Source organism: Tissierella sp. (genome assembly GCF_031460495.1).
Taxonomy (GTDB): Bacteria; Bacillota; Clostridia; order Tissierellales; family Tissierellaceae; genus JAVKTS01.
This window is the reverse complement of sequence record NZ_JAVKTS010000001.1, coordinates 225019-248212: the sequence shown is the minus strand read 5'-3', so window position 1 is coordinate 248212 and position 23194 is coordinate 225019. Positions and strand designations below refer to the sequence as shown.

Below are 23194 nucleotides of genomic sequence, written 5' to 3'. Positions count from 1 at the left end.
TAACTAAGTATATATCTTCATATTTATTTTGTCAATAGAAAAATAAAAAAACCTTCAACTTAATCTAGCAGTCAATATTCTGCTAAAAAGTGAAGGTTCTTTGTAATTGAAACTTATTCTAATTATTTACTTAACCAATATATTTGGCAAAGTATAATAATTTGTCACTCCTGATATTATATTATTTTTACCTATTCTAGTATAAATACCTGCGAATTTTTCTTTATATATAAAGAGTCCTACTATTGATTTGAATTTATCTACTTTAATTTCACCATCTTCAAACAGTATATGTTCTCTTTTAAATGGCTCAAAGAATTCTTGATATAGATAGTCTGTATCCCAGTCTTTATCCAATCTTTCCTTCCATTCTTCTTGAGTTAAATCTCTGCCAGCATAAACTCCTTGGGATGCATTTAAATCTAAGGGCTTCATTATATATTTATCTTTATTATCTAAGACCATATTATATATATCCTTGCTATCCTTAAACAATCCTGTAATTGGCATATGTTTCTTGATGAAATCTCTTTCTTCTTCAGATAAAAACTCCAATGTATCTTCATCATGTAATATTTTAAATATAATCTTATTGTGAACTATTTGAGACTTGATAGATCCTATACAGCAGAATGCCTTATTTTTATAGGCTTCAATAAAATCTGGTATCTCACTAGCCTTCTCAATTAATTCAAAGGTAACTATTCTTCTATATACTAAATCAATTTTATAATCTTCAAAGTAAAGGTTGCCATTCTTATATGTCAAATTCCTAGGATCTGCTATTATTGCATTATATCCCTTTTTATTAAAGGCTTCTTGAAATACTTTGAATTCTGCTGATGTACCACTCTCTATGAAGTCTACTATTGCTACATTTGGCTTTTCAATTTCACTATTCCATTTTTTAAATATGCTAATACTATCGTCAACCCATTTATCAATTAGCTCAAATAAAGACAGGTTGTATTTTTCACCAAAATCTTTTAATCCTTCAGTACTAAGAAGTATATTTCCTATAGTGTTGTCCTCATTCATAGCTGAGGAACCATCAGTATTAAATTCACAAAACTTAAAATTATCTTGGTCTTCGTAAAAAAGGTCAAATCTTCCTATGGGAACATTAATATCATATCCATTATCAACGAATATTAAGTCCTCTAGAAGCTGACTAAATTCAAATTTCTTTCTAAATGTCTCTGATTCTAGATATTTGTCAGTTACCTTGTTTGTAATGGACATCAATATCTGGCTGATTTTGCTAAAGACATTTACATCTTCCTCTGTAAAGAACATAGGGTGATAAAGAAAAGGTACAGGTTTACCCTTATATTGTGCAGTTGAATTTGCCACCTTTTCTACTGTTAGTTTATAATCCTCTAAATACTTATCTGGATTAGACCTTATAAGTTTAATATACTCATCGTTTATAGATTTCCATTTCATTATATCATCTCCACATTACTATTTAATAAGCACCAGCTTAAAGCTTTTTTCTTGCCTAATTCCTCTTTAGTTTTTGTTATTTCATAAGGGTTCATATCATAGTTTAACATACCTTCAAGGGGTAATAGATAGTCCCTTTCATCTTTCTTTAGACCTTTAGCTGCTAAATCCACAAGCCATTTTCCCATTTCTAATACAGTCTTTTCCTTAAGTTTGCCCTTCAATCCATTTTCTATTATATCAAGCTTAGAATTTATTATATCATCAATATTGATATCCTTTATATAATCATATGCTAGCTCTAGGCTTTCTTCATTATAGAATATTCCCTTTAGCATAGCTACTGCTGAAAGGTTCAATGGATAAGGTACAGAATCCATCATGCGAATTTCTATATATCTCTTAGTCCTTACATCTGGGAAAAACATAGTTAAAAGATGCTCTAATTCACTTGTTTCGTAGTCTTCAGGATCAAATATCTCCTTCACTAGTTTGTCTCCAGTAGGTACTACCTCTTTACCTTTGAATATAAAAATTGGTGGACGACTTAATATATATTCCGCATATTTTGTGTAAGAAAAATCATCTTCTAAGGCATTATCCACTATACCCGATCTGTCATTATCACAATTGTTCCATATATGTGTCCTTAGATTATACTTTCCCCATTCTTCCCCTTCAAAATAAAATGCATTATCAAATAAGGCATAAAGTATTGGTGAAATTGCATTTGCTATTCTAAACTTTTTCCTATAATCCTCTTCTGATTTATAATCCAAAGATACTTGCAAAGCAGCTGTCCCCTTCATCATATTGTGAGCATGGCTGCCTTTTGTTTTAAAATAATTGAACATAAAGTCATATCGTTTCTTAGGTAAAAGCTTTATATCATCTATCTTGGTCTCAGGATGATAACCAGTGGTCATTATCCCTTGATTTTTCTTTTCTAGTATTGGAATTATTTCTTCTAAAAATCCTAAATATTCTCTTTCTATATCTACAATCTCTTTTTGAGCATCTATACTAAGTTCAAATTGGCTACCTGGCTCAAGGGTTACTGTTTTTAATCCTTTCTCTAAGCCTAGTATATATTCGCCTTCGTAGCTAGCCGTCCAACCCTTATTCTCTAGTTCCTTCAGTGTTTCTGCTACTCCGTCCTTACCATAATAGGAGATGGTCTTTAATGTATCTTTATCCACAATATAATGTTCAAATTCAATGCCAATTTTAAAATTATCTACAGTTTTTTCACTGTTTTTAAAATACTTTACCATTTCCTGTATCTGTTTACTATAATTCATTTATATTCCTCTCCCTTAGGCCTTATGTATTTCGTGACTCTATATATTAATACCCATATATTATAAATTTAATAATAATATGAATACTAATTAATAATATTATTATACAAGAAATCTATGATATAATGCTATTACAAATTTTTATGGAGGTGTCAGATGGATAATAGAATAAGAATCGGTATAGTCGGATATGGAAATTTAGGACATGGAGCGGAGTTGGCTATCAAGCAAAATCCTGATATGGAGCTTGTTGCCATCTTTACAAGGCGAGATCCTAGTTCTCTAGGTTCCACATCAAATACAGTAAGTATTTCCAATATATTGGATTATAAAGATAAAATTGATGTAATGATTCTTTGTGGAGGATCTGCAAGGGATCTTGATGAGCAATGTCCTATGGTGGCATCCCATTTCAATACAGTAGATAGTTTTGATAATCATGGAAGAATTCCAGAGTACTTTCATAAAGTTAATGATATAGCATTACAATCAAATAAACTAAGTCTAATTTCTGTTGGCTGGGATCCTGGTCTTTTTTCCCTTAATCGATTATTAGGTCAAGTAGTTTTACCAATTGGAAGAGACTATACATTCTGGGGAGATGGTGTAAGTCAAGGTCATTCAGATGCAATTAGAAGGATAAAAGGCGTAAAAAATGGAATTCAATATACTGTACCTATGAAAGAAGTATTAGATAAGGTTAGAAATTGTGAAGATATAGATATTCCTTCCTGCCAGAGACATGAAAGAATCTGCTATGTAGTATGTGAAGACAATGAAGATACATCTAGGATAGAGAATGAAATAAAGACTATGCCAAATTATTTTGCTGACTATGCTACAACTGTACATTTCATATCTGAAGAAGAATTAAATACAAATCATAATAAAATGCCTCATGGTGGATTTGTAATCAGGACTGGAACTACTGGAGTAGATACTAAACAGAAAATGGAATTCAATTTAACTCTTGATAGCAATCCTGAGTTTACATCCTCAGTTTTAGTTGCCTATGCTAGAGCAGTATATAAGATGTCAAAAGAAGGCAAGACTGGTGCTGTATCTATATTCGATATACCCCTAGGATATTTATCCCCTAAGACTGGTGAAGAATTAAGAAAAGAATTATTGTAGACGATATTACTTGGTGTGATAATTTAGAGCTTCGTTGATATGAAGCCTTCTATTATCACACCAATATATTTTTATTCCCTAACCTTTAGACTTTCAGCCATATTAATACCTAATACCTTTTTCTTAGCAAAAAATAAAGTTATATAATAAATAGCCAAAATAAAAGCAAATGAAACTATAGCCTGCCATAGCTTTAAATCTACACTAAAATCAAAATACATATTTGTTGTCAGTATATTGAAGAACTTTTGGATAGTAAAAAAAGCAAATGGTATCGCCATAAAGTATCCAATCCAAACCAATGCTGATGTGGAATTAACCAGTAGGCTTGATATCTCTTTGTTATGGTAGCCAACTACCTTCAACATTGAAATATTCTTTCTGTTTTCTTCTACTAGCATAATAGTTACAATGTAAATAACAACCGTTCCTACTAGAGCAGAAACAAAGGCAAGAAGATATAAGAAAACTTTGAATGCAGCAATTGAAGATTCTAGTCCTGCTTTGCTGTCTTCAAGGGTTAAAATGTCACTTACTAGTCCTTCATCTATATTAAGCAATTCATCCGAATATAACCCCATATAAGTACTTTCAGGCAGGTCGAGCATTGCATTTAATTCCTTTAATGGCATATACACATTTTCACCAAATGAAATATTGCAGATTTCATCAATGGCTAGTCTATATTCTTTGAAATTCGAATTATTCTTTACTGTAATTACATCACCCTTTTTAAGCTCTAAACGCTTAGCAACACTTTTAGAAATAACTGTTTTATCCTGTGAAATAAGATTACCATTATTATATAGCTTGATATACTTGGAATTTTCAGCAACACCATAAACAGTAAAACTCAAACTCTCCCCCTTTTTATCATAATCAAAACTTGATATCATATAGGGTTCACCCTCTGTTTTGCTTTCATACATTGGTGTATTTAAGACATACTGATAATCATATCCAAACTTCTCATGGAAATTATTATCAAAAACAAATTCTATTGCACTATTAAATATAAAGCCTGTCAAAATAAACATTGAAGATGCAATAATTCCAATCAACATTAAAAGACTTCTTGGGAGATTTGATGTGATCTCTTTCATCTTAAATCTTAGCTTGAATGAACCTTTTTTATTAGGGATGAACTTTGTAAGAAGGCCTTTTTTCATCTTGCCTGCATCAGCTTTTAATAAAGCAACAATATTTATATGAAGTGCCTGTATTATAGCTATAAGAGCAGCAAATATATTGAGTATTACAGGGATTGTCAACATCAGTACAATATCTTGCCATTGATAGTAGTAAGTTGTTTTAGGTATATTGTATTCAACTGAAGATAACATAGTAAATGGCTCTACGAGGAAATAACCTAATACAAGCCCAAGAATTGACCCAATGACAGAAATAAATATAGGTAGCCTTAAATAGTGGTCAACAATTTCCCCTTTTCTATAGCCCATAGCAGATAAGGTCCCAATGTATGTGTATTCTTTTTTAATCATGCGTCCAACTACCACAGCCATTATTAAACTGCTTACTATAAGAATAAACAGAGGTGCTATACTACTGAGTATTATTATTGCATCAATTTCACCATCAAAAGTAGTAATCCTAATATTTGAATCCCTACCCGTCCAGTCTAGGACAATGCCTTCCTTTGCTAGCTCTTTTCTGAAGTCATCACTGCTATTTTGATTAAAGACTATACTGTAATTAATGCTTTCCTTTCCTCCTGCCAGTTCATTAAAAGTCTTTTCACTAACCATACATAGACCAAATTTACTTCCATCAGCCATAAAGTCAGTTTTCTTCTTTAAAATAGACAAATAATCTGGTGTTGTAAATATACCACAGACAGTATATTCTTCTCCATTAATAGCTATTTTATCTCCTAAAGACAAGTTTTGTGCTTCATAAAAAAATCTATCTACCATAATGTCCTTTGAATTTTTTAGATATTCACCATCATAAAGTTCAGCTTTATTTATTTCTTTAAATTCCGGGCGAATTCTTAAGACTGCCCCTTTGTAATCATATTCAATCTGCCTATTCTCTTGAATAAGAAGATTAAAGTCCTTCTCGTATTTTTCAATTTGATCTTTAGTTAAAGTATTTGAAAAACTAAAATTTGCATCTTCAACATTTGCTTTAATTCTGTTATCATCAACACTTTTTTCTATGCTTGTTGTGGCTGTTTTCATTCCTAAAAAGCAGCTTGTGGACAAAATGATTAACAGTATCATTCCTATATAGCTTGCCTTGTGCTCAAGAAAAATCCGTTTAACTCGTTTGTTAAGTTTCATATAATCACCCCTACCACTGTACTTGGTCAACAGAAATAATATTTTCATTAACATCATCATGAGTTATCTTTCCGTCACTAATTCTAACAGTCCTATGACACATATCTGCAATTGAAATGTTATGGGTGATTATCAAAATTGTCGTGTTATACTTCTCATTAATTTCCTTGATTAACCTTAAAATATCAAGTGATGATTTATAATCCAAGGCTCCTGTGGGTTCATCACATAATAAGATCTTTGGATTTTTTACAAGTGCTCTGGCAATGGCAACCCGTTGTTGCTGACCACCTGATAATTCCACAGGATAGTGATTAGCAAGATGACTTATCCCTAGATTTTCAAGAAGTTCATCAATATCAAATGCATCCTTGCAGATATCAGCCACAGCCTCCACATTTTCATAAACCGTAAGATTTGAAATCAAGTTATAAAACTGAAATACAAAACCAATACTTTCACGCCTATAATCAGTTAGCTCTTTTGACTTTAGAGAAGTAATTTCACATTGGTCCACTGATATTGTACCCTCATCAGCTTCGTCAATTCCACCAATCATATTAACCAATGTAGATTTCCCGCTTCCTGATGGACCAAGCAGAGTTATGATTTCGCCTTCATTAATATCTAAAGAGATATTATTAACAGCTATTAAGGTTTCACCTCCTGTCTTGTATATTTTTGAAAGATTCTTAATTTGAATAAATGGTTCTTTCATATTGTTAACCTCCTTAAAATAATATAAGATTAGCTCTATGACATCACATTTTACCTATCCATTTCTCAAAAAAGAGTATAAAAATACCCGTGAAACAAATAGTGTAAACTACTGTCCCACAGGTTAATATTCATATAATACCTGCTGCAACTATGTTGCCCGGCCCCACGAACTAAAATTTCAGTTCATCGCCTGCTCAGTTTGTACTGTATATTGAGTTTATATTCAATAAACATTTATGCAGATGCAAAGAGATTATTAATAATATATCATATGACTAAACACTTGTAAAGTTGATTTTATATCTATGTTTAACTTATACTTTTATATCTTTCAATATTATCATCACTTAAAAACTCATATGCATTGTTAATCTCTTGAAATACCTTAGTTGCATCTGGTGATTTGTTTAAATCTGGGTGGTATTCCTTTGCCTTTTTCCTGTATCCCAATTTCACTTCGTATTTATCAGCACTATGAGGCACTCCTAAAATATTACAAGACTTCTCATATTTGCTTTTGAATTCGATACTAGGATTTACATAGCTATGATTACCATAGCCTGCATTTTGACCATTCCAGCCATAACTACTTCCTCTTTGGGAATTTTGATATTCATTCCATTGTCTAAATCTTTCTTCCCATTGTCTTTGTTGCTCTGCTTGTCTTTGTTGTTGCTCTTTTCTCCATTTTTCTTCTTCCATCCTCTTATATTTGTTTCCATATTCATTGAAAGAACCAAATTGAGCCTTCTTTCCCTTGATAAAATTATCTGAGTGGTCAAATAAAAATTCCGTTATCATGTACTTCACATACTTTAAATATGATACAAACTTTGTCCCCAATATTGGAAATATTAGAAGAAATAGTACAAAAAGCAAAGTCACAGGATTTAGTAATAGTGTAGGTCCTAATAAAAAGACTAACAGGCATCCTCCCATGGATATAAGTCCAAGAATGCCCCTTCCAACATTAATTACAAAGTTCACCATAAATGATGAGATTCCTATTAAAAGATCAAATATAAAAGAAGTAATACTAGCAAGACCATATAAAGTTTTACCCCATATTATTTTTAATGTGTTCATCTATTGTTAATCCTCTCTTTATTATAGAATTAGGTTCTCTTTTCAAATTTATTTTTACATTTCGGACAAGTAATTACTATTTTCCCCTTACCCTTTGGAAGTCTTAACTTTGTCTTACATTCTGGACACTTGTAAAATTTGTGAGTTTTTGATTCTATGACATGCTTTTGAGTTCTTTTAAACCTTGAATATAGGGGGCTCATAAATATAGCAAATTTATAATTTTCCAATCGACGCTTTTCTATATCTTTAGAAAACATTCTAAAAATACTTATGTACAGAGGTATATAACTTAAATACATTATTAGCCTTATATTGAGCCATCTTCCTAATAAAGTAATAAGTAAAGATAATACTACTAATAGAGTTGAAAGTTGATCGCCACCATACCTTCCACTCATAAACTTCCTTAACCATTTCATCTGCATTGCTCCTCGTTAATATTTTCTTATTATTTTCTTATTATTTTACTATTAATATCCACATTTATCAAGTTGAGTAATTCCTATCTTAAGAGATACTCTACAAATTTTTCTGATGAAGGTGAAAGGGAAACCCCTTTTAATGTGCAAATCCCTATACTTCTCTTTGGTATCTTATCTTTTAATTTAATTTCATATAGAATATTATTTTTTAAATAATCCTGTGAAAATTCTTTTACAACACAGGCAATTCCCAAGTCTATTTTTGCAAATTCTAAAAGCAAGTCGTGGGAACCTAGTTCAATTTCTGGATTTATCTTTACTCCCTTTGAAAGTAAAAATCCTTCTACATATTGTCTAGATCGAGATCTGCTATCAAGAAATATTAAAGGATACTTTACAAGGTCTTCATAGGTCATTGGATTTAATACTAAGTCCTTATACTTTTCTCCACCTACAAAAATATCCTCTATATCTTTGCAGGATCTTATTTCTAATGAATTATCCTTTATTGGAAGATTGCATATTGCTATATCTATTTCACCTGATTTAATCAAATTGCAAAGTTCCATGGTGGTTCTGTTTATTATTTTAAGCTTGATATTGTTATATACTTTATGAAACTCTTCTAAATATTGTATTAGATAATATCTAGAAATAGTATCTCCTACACCTATTTTTAGTTCTCCTCTACTAAGATCCTTAGAAGCCCTTAGCTTTTCCTCTCCCCTATTGATTAAGCTAATAGCTGAGTTGGTGTACTCATAGAGTATTTTACCTTCATCTGTTAAGACTACTCCCCTTGGAGTACGGGTGAAAAGCCTAATATTTAATTCATCTTCCAGTTGCATTATAGCTTGGCTAACTGCTGGCTGAGTCATATATAGTTCTTTTGCAGCCTTTGAAAAGCTTTTATGCTTTGCAACCTTATTAAAAGTCTTATACAGATCTAATCTAATAGACATATAACCACCCCTTATATCCATTATATCATATATTTATTTTACTTATACCATAATATATTGTATATTTTTAGTGTATGATATTATTTAGAGAGGGGCGTTGGAAATGGAAAGAGTAGTTGGAACTGTTGTCAGAGGACTAAGAGCACCTATTATCAAAGAGGGGGATAATATAGTAGATATTGTTGTTGACTGTGTTATGAATACTGCTAAGGTAGAGGGATTCTCCATAGAAGATAAAGACATAGTAACATTAACTGAATCCATTGTAGCACGTGCTCAAGGAAATTATGCTGATATTGATGCAGTTGCAAAGGATGTTAAAGCAAAATATGAAGACAAGACCATAGGATTAGTATTTCCTATACTAAGTCGTAACCGTTTTGGAATTATTTTAAGAGGTATCGCTAAGGGAGCAAGTAAAATAGTCTTGATGCTAAGCTATCCTTCTGATGAAGTGGGAAATCCTTTAGTAGATATGGAAGAACTAGATACAAAGGGCATCAACCCTTGGGCTGATGTATTAACAGAAAAAGAATTTAGGGAATCCTTTGGATATAATAAGCACCCTTTTACTGGAGTGGATTATATTGAATACTACAAATCTATTGTTTCAGAATATGGTATAGAATGTGAGATAATATTCTCAAATAACCCTAAAACAATATTAAATTATACTAAGAATGTAATTGCTTGTGACATACACTCAAGATTTAGAACTAAAAGAATACTTAAAGAAAATGGCGGAGAAACTATCTACGGACTTGATGAAATTCTTTCTTCTTCCATAGATGGCAGTGGATATAATGAAGAGTATGGCTTATTGGGATCAAATAAATCAACAGAAACAAAATTAAAATTATTCCCTAAGGATTGTCAACCAATAGTGGAAAAAATACAAGAATCTATTAAAGAGAAAACAGGAAAAACTGTTGAAGTAATGATCTATGGTGACGGTGCTTTTAAGGATCCAGTAGGGAAGATTTGGGAATTAGCTGACCCTGTAGTTTCCCCTGGATATACTTCAGGCCTGGAAGGTACTCCTTCAGAAGTAAAGCTTAAGTATCTAGCAGATAATGATTTTGCTGATTTACAAGGAGAGGAACTAAAGGCAGCTATATCAAAATATATAGAGAATAAAGATGCCTCTCTTGTTGGAAGTATGGCTTCTCAGGGTACTACTCCAAGAAGGCTTACTGACCTAATAGGCTCCCTTTCAGACTTAACCTCTGGTAGTGGGGATAAGGGAACACCTATTGTTTATATTAAGGGATATTTTGATAATTATACGAAGTAGATCTAAAGAGGACAGTTCAAAATTGTAGTTTTATAAAAAAGTTTGATCAAAATAAGTCATGTAAGCATTGATTTTATATAAACATAAAAAGCTAAATTTTGAAAAAAGTTTAATCAAAATTTAGCTTTTATTATTTTATTCTGATAAATATTTTTAAAAAAGTTTGATCATTTTTTAAAAATTAAACCTTTTCTCAACTAAATCTCTTTAAATTAAACAATATATAATCAAAAAAGCCTTAGAATATGTTGCATAAACGCTACAATCTCTTTTTCAAAAATCGCTTTATATCTTCATTGTTTTTGATTGATAACCAAGTGTCATTAGCCAAATTTTTCAAAGTCTTTAAAGCTAAGTCGATGCTAAGTCGATGCTAAGTCCATAGAAATGCATGCTCTATTGCATATTTAATTAGTAAGCGCTGTGCCTATCCAATCTTTACTTAAACATCAATAATAATTGAGGGAGGCAAATCAAATTCATCTGTTGCTGGCGTTATTACTAATTGATTATAATAACCTCCTACATAGATGTTAAGGGATGCACGCCTTTCCTATTTACAAAATAGTTACAATTTAACATTGAAGCCAAAGAGTAATCACAACTAATAACACATAATATTATTTTATGCTAATAACAATTTCTTCTTCTGGCAGTGTAACTTCTCCACATTGTCTCATATCATAAACCAATCCACTATTCTCGACATATGCATTTTCATTTGTTATATTTATGATAGGATTATGACCTTGTAAAACTAAAATGCTAGCAAAAAGCAAAGCCCGATCCCTAGCCCCTCCCTTTTTATATACGACAACTTGATCTCCAGTCATAATTCGATTTTCTTCTTCTGAATAAATTGATTCTAAAATTGTATCCTCACTTATCCACTGTAGAATCATTGGAATTGTGGTTAATTCTTTGGATAATTCTATAACCTTAGGGGTCATAGTTGAGGCTCTAATATATAATGATGGATTAGGTACATCCATACTTTGATAAGTGTATGCAATTAATGTCCTAAGGTCATTATTGGATTCTAAAATCTCTCCCAATACAACATCCGGATTTTCTAGTTCTAGTTGTTCTATATATGAGTATATGAACGATTTCTCAAGAGTTATATTCTCTAGTCTTTTAAGTAGAGAATCATTAGATTTAAAGAAATTATCTGTAATTATGAATTCTCCTGAGTAATAATATTTGTCATTATAAAAACCATAATAGCTTCTATCCTTAAGCCAATTCTTGATAGCACTATTCACTAGTAAAATGTCATTGTTATTTATAATATATAACCTTTCGTCCACTTTAAATAAGCCAAATGTATGCATATCAGTTCTTATGTTTAATATATTTTCTGATTCCAGCCCCAATATCCTAAGAACACCTAAAAATAAGTTTGCCAATGAGGTACATTCTCCCGTAATTTTACCAGAGTAAATACTCATAGCCTTCATGTCACTATATAACAGCTTTTTATATACTGGAATAAAATTTATATCACCCCACGGTTCTTTACCTGGCATATCTTGGAACACCCTTAAGGATTGAGTATGAACAAAATTTTCTCTTGCCCATCTACTTAAGATTCTTAAAGAGCTCTCATCAATATTTTTCAAACCTATCCTTTCTATATCATTTCTTAAACTTGGTTCTAACATATTAGCTACAACAACAAACGGCATAAGCTCAAAATCATTGTTATAAAGGTCACTATGCCATTTGTTTATAACGCTTATTACCTTGGGATCGTTAAATTCAATAGTGGAATTTTCATCTAAGTTTAAATTAGAGTTAGATATATGTAAAATGTCGTTATTACTATTTTGGTTACTACATCCAACATTGGAGATAATTATTAGTAGTAGAGATAAAATAGCAAAAATTTTTCTTAACAATTTAATACTCCTCCTTACAGATTATATGGAGTACTCTCCAAATAATATTAAGTGAATCATTTTGCAACTTAAGGAAGTCCTCATAATAATCAACAATTGTTAACAAGACAGTGGGATGTTTCTCCTGTTGTAGTTTATTAAAAAAATTTGATCATTCTATTCTATATAAACATTGATTTTATATAGAATAGAAATATTATCTTTTGAAAAAAGATTAATCAAAATTAATATTATTTATTTTAGATTATTAAAATTTTTAAAAAAAGTTTGATCATTTTTAATAAATTATAACTCTATGTTTTTTTGACTTTTCTTATTCTACAGTAACTGACTTGGCTAAATTTCTTGGCTTATCTACATCATTTCCTTTTATGACAGATGTATAATATGCAAGGAGTTGAGTAGGTATAACCGTTAAAACAGGTGCTAATATATTATCTACTTCTGGAATATAAATTGTCTCGTCAGCGTGATTTAAGCTTTTATCTAGGCCTTCCTTTACTATGGCAATAGTAGTTGCCCCTCTAGCCTTTACTTCTTGTACATTGGACACCATCTTCTCATACAAGTAGTCTTGACTAGCTATGGCAATTACAGGCGTTCCTTTTTCAATCAAGGCTATAGTTCCATGCTTCAGTTCTCCTGCTGCAAAAGCCTCCGTATGAATATATGAAATTTCCTTTAGCTTTAAGGCTCCTTCCATGGAAGTCTGATAATCCAAGCCTCTACCTATATAAAATGCAGAACTTTTATCCTTAATAACTTCAGCTATTTTCTTTATTTCCTCTGATTGCTCAAGTATTTTCTCTACGTTCTGTGGTAATTCCTTCATCTTTCCTATGATTTCAAAATAATGTTCATCTGAAATGCTGCCTTTAATATTTGCCATATGAAGTGCAACCATATATAAGGCTATTAGCTGTGTAGTATATGCCTTGGTTGAAGCTACTGCTACCTCTGGCCCTGCCCAAGTATAGAATACATCATCTGATTCTCTAGCTACTGATGAGCCTAATACATTTGTAATGGAAAGAATTCTTGCTCCCTTGCTCTTAGCTTCTCTAATTGCTGCAAGGGTATCTGCGGTTTCTCCAGATTGGCTTACTGCTATTAACAAGGTATTCTCATCTATGAAGGGTTCTCTATATCTGAACTCAGATGCTACATCTGGCTCAACGGGTATCCTTGCAAATTTTTCTATGGCATATCTACCTACTACTCCTGCATGATAGGCCGTACCGCAGGCTACTATATAAATCTTAGTTGTTTTCTCCAGATCTTCTTTTGATAATTTGATATCATCTAATTCTATCCTTCCATTGACATCAAGCCTTCTCAATAGAGTTTCCTTAATTGCCCTTGGCTGCTCGTAAATTTCCTTTAGCATGAAATGGTCATATCCACCCTTTGAAGCAGCTTCAATATCCCAATCTACTGTAAATATTTCTCTATCTACTCTATTTCTATTTTCATCATAGATCCTTACTTCATCCTTGGTTAGATAAACTACTTCACCATTTTCAAGAAAATAAACATCTCTAGTATACTTAAGCAAGGCTGGGATGTCTGAGGCTATAAAGTTTTCTCCCTCTCCAACACCTATTACTAGTGGACTTTCTTTTCTAACTGCAATAAGTTCATTTGGATTTTTTGATGAAATGACTCCCAATGCATATGCACCTTTAAGTCTTTCTATGGCCTTAAATACTGTGTTTAGTAAATCTCCATCATATAGACTATCAAGCAAATGTGCTACTACTTCTGTATCTGTTTGTGATTTGAAGTTATATCCCTTTCCTATTAGTTCCTCTTTCAGAGCAATATAATTTTCTATTATTCCATTGTGTACCACAGCTATTGTATTTTCCCCATTTGAATGAGGATGAGAATTTACATCTGATGGTGCTCCATGAGTTGCCCACCTTGTATGCCCTATGCCTACATTTCCTATCAATGGATTTTTATCTAGATACTCTCCTAATACGGAAAGTCTCCCTTTTAGTTTTTCAAATTTTACTTTTTCCTTTGTATTTATAGCAATACCTGACGAATCGTATCCTCTGTATTCTAGTTTTTCAAGTCCTTGTAATATTACCTCTTGCGCATTTTTACTTCCAATATAACCAACTATTCCACACATATCTTTAGCCTCCTAATTTAGTGTGAAAATATTATATCATTTTTTATTTTACTTGTATATTTTTTATATTCATTTAGGCTTGGTTGATTTCTTCATTTACTACATCTTTTTTATTATTGATATTATCTATAATAAATGGGTAAGTATAGGTTATACTAATACTATCTAAATAAAGGGAGTGTTTTCATGGAAAAACTAATTAGTATTGAGTACTGCACCTCTTGAGGATATTTAGCAAGAGCAGTTGCTCTAACAGAAACTATATTAAATGAACATAAGAATTCTGTAAATATGGTTAATATAATTCCATCTACAGGTGGAGTATATGAAATTAAATTTGGAGATGAATTGATTTTCTCTAAGAAGGAATTAAATCGTTTTCCAAATGATAATGAGATTGAAGACATAATTAGAAAAAAATTAGCCTAAAGATCAAAGAGCTACTGGATAATCCAGTAGCTCTTTATTGTATCTTTACTTTTGTATTGAATATTTCAAATATACTATGCTGCTATTATATTGCTCTCCATCCCATTCTGCATAAACTAGCTTTTCTCCAGAAGGACTCCAGCTTGTAATGGCATTTTGAATATCAACAGCTATCTGAGTAGATTCATCTGTTAGCATATCGTAAACATTAAGTCCATTGACAATTGTATTGTTTGTATTACCTTTCAGATTATAAGCTATCATTCCCTGATCTGGAGACCATGAAACTCCACCTATTTCTGTACCTTCTGCAATTATCTTTTGGTTGCTTCCATCTATATCACTAAGAATCAAGGTTTTTTTTGTAGCATTATCTTGTAAAACTAGCATCTTATTTTCATCAGGCGATGGAATTACATCATAAACAGATTCCATATTTAATTTTATCTTTTCCTTAGTTCCTTGATTTATCATGATTAGACTTTGATCGAAATAGGTATTGTAATAAATATTACCATTGATCTTTCGTATTATTAATGGAGCTTCGTCTAAATCCTCCAATATGGAGATTTCTCCTCTTGTACTTGCTTTATAAGCATTATTGCTATAAGTCGAACCAAGCACCTCATTACCTGCCCAATTAGCAGAAGTTGCCCCTGCAATATTTTCACCTGTGATGCTAAAACTATCCAAAGTATCAAGATTCAATACTACATAAGCAGGATCTCCTAGTGAAAATTCATAATATAAGAGATGCTTTTTATCAGCGGAAAGAGTAGCCCCACCCAAAAACAGATTCTTTTCTTCTTTTAATAGTTGATATTCTTTGCTATTAATATTGTACTGATATAAGCTCCTTGGATAATAAGAAGATAATTCTAATAGGTCCATTTTGTCCAGAGAATCATTTTCTTTAGAAACTATGACAGTTTCTTCATCCAACCAATCAGATAATTCTACACCTTGCAGCTTATCTATTTTCTGCACTGATACTACAGGCTCTCCAGCACCCTTTTCATTATCATCAACAATTACAATAGTTGAGCCATTTTCATCGACGATAACCTTGTTCCCTTCATTTTTCTTAGTGCATGCACTAAGAGTTAAGAGTAAAGATAGCATTATTGTAATTTTTATCATTTTTGTATTTTTCATTTATACCGCCTCCTTGATTCATATCATATCTGTCCATACTTGGCAACATGACATCTAAAATAATGGCATTAAGCTTAGATTCCTTGAGTTTTTTTAATTCATATGATATTGCATCTGCAATTTTTTTCTCATCCTCAATTACCATAATCTTTTCATTCATAATTACACCATTTCCAATATAAAATAATTTTCAAGCTAATTTACATTAATCAATATGTTTATACCCAATTAATCATTTACTATATGCACATACTCTCTTTCTTTAGAATTAATGGGTTAATATAATCTCATCTTCTGGAGAAGTATATGAAACAAAAGATATAGGCTTAATTTTTTAAATAGCTACTGGATTGTCCAGTAGCTATTACTACATATTATTCTTTAAATAAACAAGCTCTTCATCATGATTAATTAATTTCTTATAAAAATCTCTACTTAAGATTATTATACTTTAAAGTATAATAATCTTAAGTAGAATAATCTCAGGTATAATTATCTCTTCTATTTCAGCACCGCCTGTGCAGCTGCAATCAAAAAAGACCAATCATCCTTTTAATGGCCACCTAATCCAATGCACTTAGTAGTTCAGGATAAAAATCCTCTATTGTTGTATATGTGTCCGTATTATTTTCATAAATTTCTAATTTGTGAAATAGCGCTTCTACATAGATAAACCCTTTTTCTTTTTCTTGCCTTAATAGTTCTAAACCCTCATCTTTGTCTGTTAGATAAGTAAATCTTGAAGTCAAAGCTCTAATAATATGTTCATTCAGGCAAGTCTCCCAAATATTATATTCCATTGCGCTCATTTGTTTTTCAAAGTAATTGGCTCTGGGAGTGGCTCTGAATCATATAGTATTGTTTCCGTTTCATTGCATCCTGATAATATAGAGCCAAAAAGACTGAGAAAAAATAAAAAAAGTAATGATTTTTTCTTCATATACATCCCTTTTTCTTTGTAAATTTTAATTTTTCAGATTTTTGTTGAAGATTTCCACTACTGCAACACAAGGGAGCATATCAACATGCTCCCTTGTGTTGTTTAGAATTGCCGTACAGTTCTCAATGAAAACATAGCCATAACTGTTTTAAAAAATTGCTTATTTTTATTGATATTTTAATCAATAATCCTTCCTTACTTAGATTAATTCTCAAATCTAAACACCAATTTTGGCATCCCATCTATTATTTTCTCTTCGGTTACATATTGATTTTTAGTATATTGCCCCACCGTCTTATGCCAAAAAGCTTTAGCACGAATATTATTCTCTGTTGAATGTGTAAAAAGCATCCATTTACCACGATGTTTTTCAAAGATTTCAATCATAAAATGGTATGAAATTGATTTTCCTCTAAATGGACTTAAGAGAAAAGTATCATACACAAAGAAATCTACATCTTGTGGCACATATTTACCACTTCCAATAAGGCAGAAACCAGCAGGAATATTATCTACCATAATCAAATATGGAAATAATAGATTAGGATTTTCAAACCATATTTGTTGAATATCATATTGCTCTGCAAGAGTACTTATTGGTTCTTCCTCAAATATTCCATACTCATTGGGTAGGATGCCGTGAATACCTGAAATATCATGTAAATATAATGGATATATATTTTTAATTATGAAACCATTTGCGTTATCTGCTAATTTTATCTCTATTTTCATTTTGAATTGCTCCTTTAATTATAAGATTATTAAAAACTTACATTGGAATGCAATTCTTTCATATTAGATTACTCTACTTGTATCTACGATACCGCCCCATACACTCAAATAATTTTATCAAAGAATTGCATGGAGCTTACGACTGAACTTTTTCATCCAGAACATTCTAGTATCCATTAAAATACCCCTTTCTTTTTTTTCACTATATCATGGAAATATTTTCAAGTCAAATTCTTATTAGCCTTTGTGTCTAACAAGGTAAACTATTGAAAATCGTTGAACTCTTAACTAATTTTTTGATTCAAAAAAAAGACCTAATGTCCTCTCAGCCTCTTATATCTTATATCTTGATGGCTTTATTATATCTATGCTTGGATAAAAAATTATGCTATACTGATTATTAATTGAATAATGTGTAGAAGGGGGAAATGTTAAAATGAGCAAATACGAAAATGCGATAAAACTTTTGGAGGAGCGTTGTGGAAATGATAAAGAGGAAATAATTGCCCTTGCCACAATATCACTATCACCGAATGATGCTGGTAATCCTCGCCCTGCTGTCCGTATGGTTTGTGCTTATTATGAAGATGGTGTATTTTATGTTTCTACAGATGCAAGAAAGAATAAAATGCTGCAAATTGAGAAGAACAATGAGGTTTCTGTTGCTGGCTTAGATTGGTACACTTTCCAAGGTAGGGCCGAAAATCTTGGTTGGGTTAAGGACGAGAAGAATGCTGAAATCAGAGCGAAATTTAAAAAAGTCTTCGATTGGTTCGATGAAGTTGGCGACGAGGACAATCCTAACTCAATCGTTCTGCGTATCACCCTTACAGAGGGTACTATTATTGACAATGAGAAAAAATACGGTGAACTGGTGTATGAAGTTGACCTTGTAAACAAAACATCCAAGTAAATAAACCCTTATAATATAATCATGCTGTGAGAAGAATATAACACTGATTCAATTAAAAAGTTCCATATCAACTTAAAAAAAGTTGCTATGGAACTTATATTTACACCAATGAAAAGAATATATTCTATTTATACACTATTTTTCTTATGGTTTCCGGTGAAAGACAGTACTCCTCGGCAAGTTCTTCAATTCTTTCTTTGTTAAAAAATCTAGCTCTAATTTCTTCATTACGCTCTTTATAAAATATTCTTGCCCCTGTATCGTGTCCCCACTTCTTCCTTTCTACATTACTTGGAATATACAAGGTCTCTCCTGAGGTATATTTCTGTATCTCTTTGAGTAATTCATCTGGTAGAATATCTGATGCATTTCTATATTTCATTGAATGCACCTCACTAACTGTTTTTCGCTAAAAATTGCTCCAGCGTATCATACTTGTTTATAGTGACATCGTGGCTCTCAATCTCAGAAACGATATAACTTTCAAACTCTTGAGCCTTTTGCTTAAGTTGGCTTAAATTACTTACATCAAAGCTTCCAAGTAAATCCATTTCCTTAAGTCCAAATTCCTCTTTAATAACGCTGAGTTCATGTTGCAAATTAAGTGCATCCGGAAAAGCTCTCTGATAATCACCAGTATCACAATAATAATAAATCCTTCGCCAAGTTAGTGATACTTCCTCATACCATACTGCTAAATCCTTATAACTAGGCATCTTTAACTCTTTAGCCTTTAAGGGTTTATGTGCTGAGATAAACTTCCGGGTTGTGCTTATAATCTCATAACAGAGCTTCTTTAACTCTCCAACAGATTTTGCCTTGACAATCTCTTCGAAATAAGAAATAAAACTATCAGGTATTGCTTCCATTTGTGACAACTCTACAGTCTCCAATTCAAGTCTTTGCTTAAGGTATGTCCCATTGATGCAAGCAACTGCAATGGATAAATAACTGGCAATAAAGCCCGCTCCCATCTTCACTTTATAGAATGTATCTTCAAATATCATTGTACGATAAATTTCCATAGCAGTATCCAATTTCTGAAGAGCCCTCTTAAACATAAAATCTTTATCCTTAAGGTTTGCCATCAACTTTTCTTGAAACTCTACAAAACGCTTTTTATCTTCTTCGTTGCGTGAATACAGAATTATTGCATCAGCTAAGCCATTTGTAAAATCATCATTGAATTCTGCCATATTTTCTATACGCTTCCATGAGCGTGGATACAAGTCATGCCCTACACCATCAATAATAAAAGTCTTCGCCAGCTTATTTCCATTTTCATTTGCAGGTACAAAATAGTCAAAGCACTCACCATGACAATCATCTTCTAATGAATGCCCTGTAATTCCTAAGAGTAACGCGATATCGTCCTTATACTTTTCTTGTATTTGAGTTATAGCCCAATTTGTCAGTTCTTTTTGTGTTGGTTTCATTTTCATACACCTCTTTCAAAATTGTATTAAGGAATGGCCTTTCACTTATACGATAAGTATATGTGAATATGACATCCAAAACAATGCCTACATTTATTCTAAGAATTATACCCCATAAAGAGAAGTAAAGGATAATCATTATATATGACAAAAAGAGACCTTCTGGTCTCTTTTGAATCCTAATTATATCACAAAATTATTATTTCCTCTATATATGCTTATATTTCAAACCCGTTATTCATTTAGTGCTGCTTGTGCTGCTGCTAATTTTGCTATTGGTACTCTAAATGGTGAGCAGGATACATAGTCTAGACCTATTTGGTAGCAGAATTCTACTGAACTTGGTTCTCCACCATGCTCTCCACAGATACCTAGATGAATATCTGGTCTAGTTTCTTTTCCTAGCTTGATGGCTATTTTCATAAGTTTACCTACACCATCTCTGTCTATTACTTCAAAAGGACTATTTTTGAATATACCTTTATTCTCATAATCATCTAGGAATTTTCCAGCATCATCTCTTGAGAATCCAAAGCCCATTTGAGTAAGGTCATTTGTACCGAAGCTAAAGAATTCTGCTTCTGTTGCTATTTCATCAGCTGTTATAGCTGCTCTTGGTACTTCAAGCATTGTACCTATTACATATTTAACAGTATCATTTCTCTCTTCAAATACTAGGCCTATTTCCTCTAAGATTTCTCTTTTTACATATTTTAATTCTTCTATATGTCCAATTAGAGGTATCATTATCTCTGGACAAATACCTTCATATCCCTTTTTCTTTATATCTAAAGCAGCTTCTATGATTGCCCTAGTTTGCATCCTATATATTTCTGGGAAAGTAACTGCTAGTCTACATCCCCTATGACCTAGCATTGGATTAAATTCTGCCAATCCCTCTACTCTATCTTTCAAATTTTCAAAACTAACATTCATAGCCTTTGCTAATTCTCTAATATCCTCGTCCTTATTTGGTAAGAATTCATGTAGTGGTGGATCTAATAGTCTTACTGTAACTGGTAGTTCTCCCATTACCTCATAGATTTCGTAGAAATCCTTTCTTTGAACAGGTAAGAGTTCATCTAGTGCAGCTTTTCTCTCTTCTAGGTTATTTGCTAAGATCATTTTTCTTACTGATGAAATCCTAGATTCCTCGAAAAACATATGCTCAGTTCTACATAGTCCTATTCCTTCTGCACCAAATTTCAATGCTTGAGCTGCATCTCTAGGAGAATCTGCATTGGTTCTAACTCCCATTGTCCTTGTTTCATCTACCCAAGCCATGAATTCACCAAAGCTTCCACTTAGTGTTGGTTGAACTTTCTTAATCTCACCAAGATATACAGTTCCAGTACTTCCATCAAGGGAAATATAATCTCCTTCAGTTAGAGTTACATCCTTTGTCCTAACTGTCTTAGTTTCTTCATTAACTCTTATTTCACTACAACCAGCTACACAACATTTACCCATACCTCTTGCAACTACTGCCGCATGGGAAGTCATTCCGCCACGGGATGTAAGTATTCCTTCTGCTGCTACCATACCTTCAATATCTTCTGGGGAAGTTTCTTGTCTAACTAATATAACCTTTTCCCCTCTGGCTCTAGCTGCAACAACATCTTCTGCATTAAAATATATCTTGCCTGATGCTGCACCTGGAGATGCTGCAAGTCCCTTGGCTATATCTTTGGATGATTTAAGAGTCTTCTCATCAAAAGCCGGATGAAGTAATTGATTAAGTTGGTTTGGTTCAATACGAAGTATTGCCTCTTCCTTTGTAATTACCTTATCATTGACTAAATCAACAGCTACATTTATGGCAGCCTGTGCTGTTCTTTTTCCATTTCTAGTTTGAAGAATATAGAGCTTTCCATTTTCAATTGTAAACTCTATATCCTGCATATCCTTATAATGTTTCTCTAATACATGAGTAATCTTCACGAATTCTTCATATACTTCTGGCATTATACTCTTTAGCTCAGATATTTCACTAGGTGTTCTAATTCCTGCAACTACATCTTCTCCTTGAGCATTTATTAAATACTCACCAAATAGATGATTTTCTCCTGTTGCAGGATTCCTTGTAAATGCAACTCCAGTACCTGAAGTATCTCCCATATTTCCAAATACCATGGACTGAACATTTACTGCTGTTCCAAGTTTATGATCTATATTATTCAATTTTCTATATACAGTTGCTCTAGGATTATTCCATGATTCAAATACAGCCTTAATAGACAGTTCTAACTGTTTAATTGGTTCCTGTGGAAATTCTTCATTTTTTTCTTCAAGATATACTGCTTTATACTTCTCAACTAATAATTTCAAATCTTCTGCATCTAATTCTGTATCTAGCTCTACTCCTTTTTCTTCCTTCATGGATTCAAGTAAGGATTCAAATCTAACCTTTGGAATTTCCATTGCTACATCGGAGAACATTTGAATAAATCTCCTATAGCTATCATAAGCAAATCTTTCATTACCAGTTGATTTTGCCAAGCCTTTAACGGATATATCGTTTAAACCTAGATTAAGTATTGTATCCATCATACCAGGCATTGAAAATACTGAACCTGATCTAACTGATACTAATAAAGGGTTATTTTCATCAGAAAAGCTTTTTCCCAGATTTTTTTCTAGCTCTTTTAAATGAAGATGTACTTCATCTAAAAGCTCTGTCCAAAGCGTTTTGTTTTCTTCATAAAAACGAGTACATGCAGCAGTTGTAATAGTGAATCCTGGAGGTACTGGTAAACCAATATTAGTCATTTCCGCTAGGTTTGCACCCTTGCCTCCTAATAAACTTTTCATTTCCTTTGTGCCTTCATTAAAACTATATACATATTTATTCTCCATCTAAAACTCCCCTTCCAAATT

Annotated in this window: 19 protein-coding genes, 1 pseudogene and 1 riboswitch; of the genes and pseudogenes, 4 read left to right on the top strand and 16 right to left on the bottom strand. The window is 32.1% G+C overall.

Annotated features, from left to right (window positions below; genetic code table 11):
- Window positions 1–126 precede the first annotated feature (126 nt).
- Together RIN63_RS01175 and RIN63_RS01170 are read right to left on the bottom strand one after the other, a co-directional pair.
- A complete protein-coding gene (locus tag RIN63_RS01175) occupies window positions 127–1446 on the bottom strand; it encodes a glutathionylspermidine synthase family protein (RefSeq protein ID WP_310442818.1) in 1320 nt (439 codons plus the stop codon).
- The gene (locus RIN63_RS01170) at window positions 1446–2747 is read right to left on the bottom strand and encodes a glutamate-cysteine ligase family protein (RefSeq protein ID WP_310442817.1); all 1302 of its coding nucleotides are present in this window, start codon (window positions 2745–2747) and stop codon (window positions 1446–1448) included. The genes RIN63_RS01175 and RIN63_RS01170 overlap by 1 nt, the downstream gene beginning before the upstream one ends.
- 156 nt (window positions 2748–2903) lie before the next feature.
- On the opposite strand from RIN63_RS01170, the gene RIN63_RS01165 reads away from it, so the two are divergent.
- Complete coding sequence (locus RIN63_RS01165) at window positions 2904–3881, top strand: diaminopimelate dehydrogenase (RefSeq protein WP_310442816.1); 978 nt, start codon at window positions 2904–2906, stop codon at window positions 3879–3881.
- Window positions 3882–3952: 71 nt separating this feature from the next.
- On the opposite strand, the gene RIN63_RS01160 is transcribed toward RIN63_RS01165, so the two are convergent.
- The 5 genes from RIN63_RS01160 to RIN63_RS01140 form a co-directional block, all read right to left on the bottom strand.
- Window positions 3953–6184 (bottom strand): FtsX-like permease family protein, encoded by a 2232-nt coding sequence (locus RIN63_RS01160; protein WP_310442815.1) that lies wholly within the window; start codon window positions 6182–6184, stop codon window positions 3953–3955.
- Between the two features lie 10 nt (window positions 6185–6194).
- Entirely contained in the window at window positions 6195–6902 is a 708-nt protein-coding gene (locus RIN63_RS01155; protein WP_310442813.1) for an ABC transporter ATP-binding protein, read from the bottom strand.
- Window positions 6903–7011: 109 nt separating this feature from the next.
- Window positions 7012–7112, bottom strand: a riboswitch (NiCo riboswitch).
- A 101-nt stretch (window positions 7113–7213) separates the two neighbouring features.
- On the bottom strand, window positions 7214–7990 hold the full coding sequence (locus tag RIN63_RS01150) for a DnaJ domain-containing protein (protein ID WP_310442812.1): 777 nt from the start codon (window positions 7988–7990) through the stop codon (window positions 7214–7216).
- Between the two features lie 29 nt (window positions 7991–8019).
- Window positions 8020–8412 (bottom strand): hypothetical protein, encoded by a 393-nt coding sequence (locus tag RIN63_RS01145; protein WP_310442811.1) that lies wholly within the window; start codon window positions 8410–8412, stop codon window positions 8020–8022.
- Window positions 8413–8495: 83 nt separating this feature from the next.
- Entirely contained in the window at window positions 8496–9377 is an 882-nt protein-coding gene (locus RIN63_RS01140) for a LysR family transcriptional regulator (RefSeq protein ID WP_310442810.1), read from the bottom strand.
- A 103-nt stretch (window positions 9378–9480) separates the two neighbouring features.
- Here RIN63_RS01140 and RIN63_RS01135 point away from each other — a divergent pair, with 103 nt between their 5' ends.
- A complete protein-coding gene (locus tag RIN63_RS01135) occupies window positions 9481–10671 on the top strand; it encodes a coenzyme F420-0:L-glutamate ligase (protein WP_310442809.1) in 1191 nt (396 codons plus the stop codon).
- A gap of 620 nt (window positions 10672–11291) precedes the next feature.
- On the opposite strand, the gene RIN63_RS01130 is transcribed toward RIN63_RS01135, so the two are convergent.
- On the bottom strand, window positions 11292–12572 hold the full coding sequence (locus RIN63_RS01130; RefSeq protein WP_310442808.1) for a hypothetical protein: 1281 nt from the start codon (window positions 12570–12572) through the stop codon (window positions 11292–11294).
- Between the two features lie 313 nt (window positions 12573–12885).
- Window positions 12886–14712: a glutamine--fructose-6-phosphate transaminase (isomerizing) gene (gene glmS, locus RIN63_RS01125; RefSeq protein WP_310442807.1), complete on the bottom strand. Its 1827-nt coding sequence runs from the start codon at window positions 14710–14712 to the stop codon at window positions 12886–12888.
- 237 nt (window positions 14713–14949) lie between these two features.
- Here glmS and RIN63_RS01120 point away from each other — a divergent pair.
- A pseudogene (locus RIN63_RS01120) lies at window positions 14950–15141 on the top strand (SelT/SelW/SelH family protein); the annotation flags it as partial.
- A gap of 45 nt (window positions 15142–15186) precedes the next feature.
- Here RIN63_RS01120 and RIN63_RS01115 read toward each other — a convergent pair.
- The 4 genes from RIN63_RS01115 to RIN63_RS01100 all read right to left on the bottom strand — a co-directional run bounded on the left by RIN63_RS01115 (window position 15187) and on the right by RIN63_RS01100 (window position 17968).
- Window positions 15187–16296, bottom strand: coding sequence for a hypothetical protein (locus tag RIN63_RS01115; protein ID WP_310442806.1), 1110 nt, complete (start codon window positions 16294–16296; stop codon window positions 15187–15189).
- Window positions 16238–16456 (bottom strand): hypothetical protein, encoded by a 219-nt coding sequence (locus RIN63_RS01110; RefSeq protein ID WP_310442805.1) that lies wholly within the window; start codon window positions 16454–16456, stop codon window positions 16238–16240. Before RIN63_RS01110 ends, RIN63_RS01115 begins: the two co-directional genes overlap by 59 nt.
- 403 nt (window positions 16457–16859) lie before the next feature.
- Window positions 16860–17105: a DUF4932 domain-containing protein gene (locus tag RIN63_RS01105; RefSeq protein WP_310442804.1), complete on the bottom strand. Its 246-nt coding sequence runs from the start codon at window positions 17103–17105 to the stop codon at window positions 16860–16862.
- A 335-nt stretch (window positions 17106–17440) separates the two neighbouring features.
- Window positions 17441–17968, bottom strand: coding sequence for a hypothetical protein (locus tag RIN63_RS01100; protein WP_310442803.1), 528 nt, complete (start codon window positions 17966–17968; stop codon window positions 17441–17443).
- Window positions 17969–18404: 436 nt separating this feature from the next.
- Between RIN63_RS01100 and RIN63_RS01095 the strand changes: the two genes are divergently transcribed.
- Entirely contained in the window at window positions 18405–18881 is a 477-nt protein-coding gene (locus RIN63_RS01095; RefSeq protein WP_310442802.1) for a pyridoxamine 5'-phosphate oxidase family protein, read from the top strand.
- A 124-nt stretch (window positions 18882–19005) separates the two neighbouring features.
- Here the strand turns inward: RIN63_RS01095 and RIN63_RS01090 are convergent, their stop codons facing one another.
- The 3 genes from RIN63_RS01090 to ppdK form a co-directional block, all read right to left on the bottom strand.
- Entirely contained in the window at window positions 19006–19263 is a 258-nt protein-coding gene (locus RIN63_RS01090) for a CD3324 family protein (RefSeq protein ID WP_310442801.1), read from the bottom strand.
- 13 nt (window positions 19264–19276) lie between these two features.
- Entirely contained in the window at window positions 19277–20317 is a 1041-nt protein-coding gene (locus RIN63_RS01085; RefSeq protein ID WP_310442800.1) for a hypothetical protein, read from the bottom strand.
- A gap of 234 nt (window positions 20318–20551) precedes the next feature.
- A complete protein-coding gene (ppdK, locus tag RIN63_RS01080; RefSeq protein WP_310442799.1) occupies window positions 20552–23173 on the bottom strand; it encodes a pyruvate, phosphate dikinase in 2622 nt (873 codons plus the stop codon).
- Between the last annotated feature and the right edge of the window lie 21 nt (window positions 23174–23194).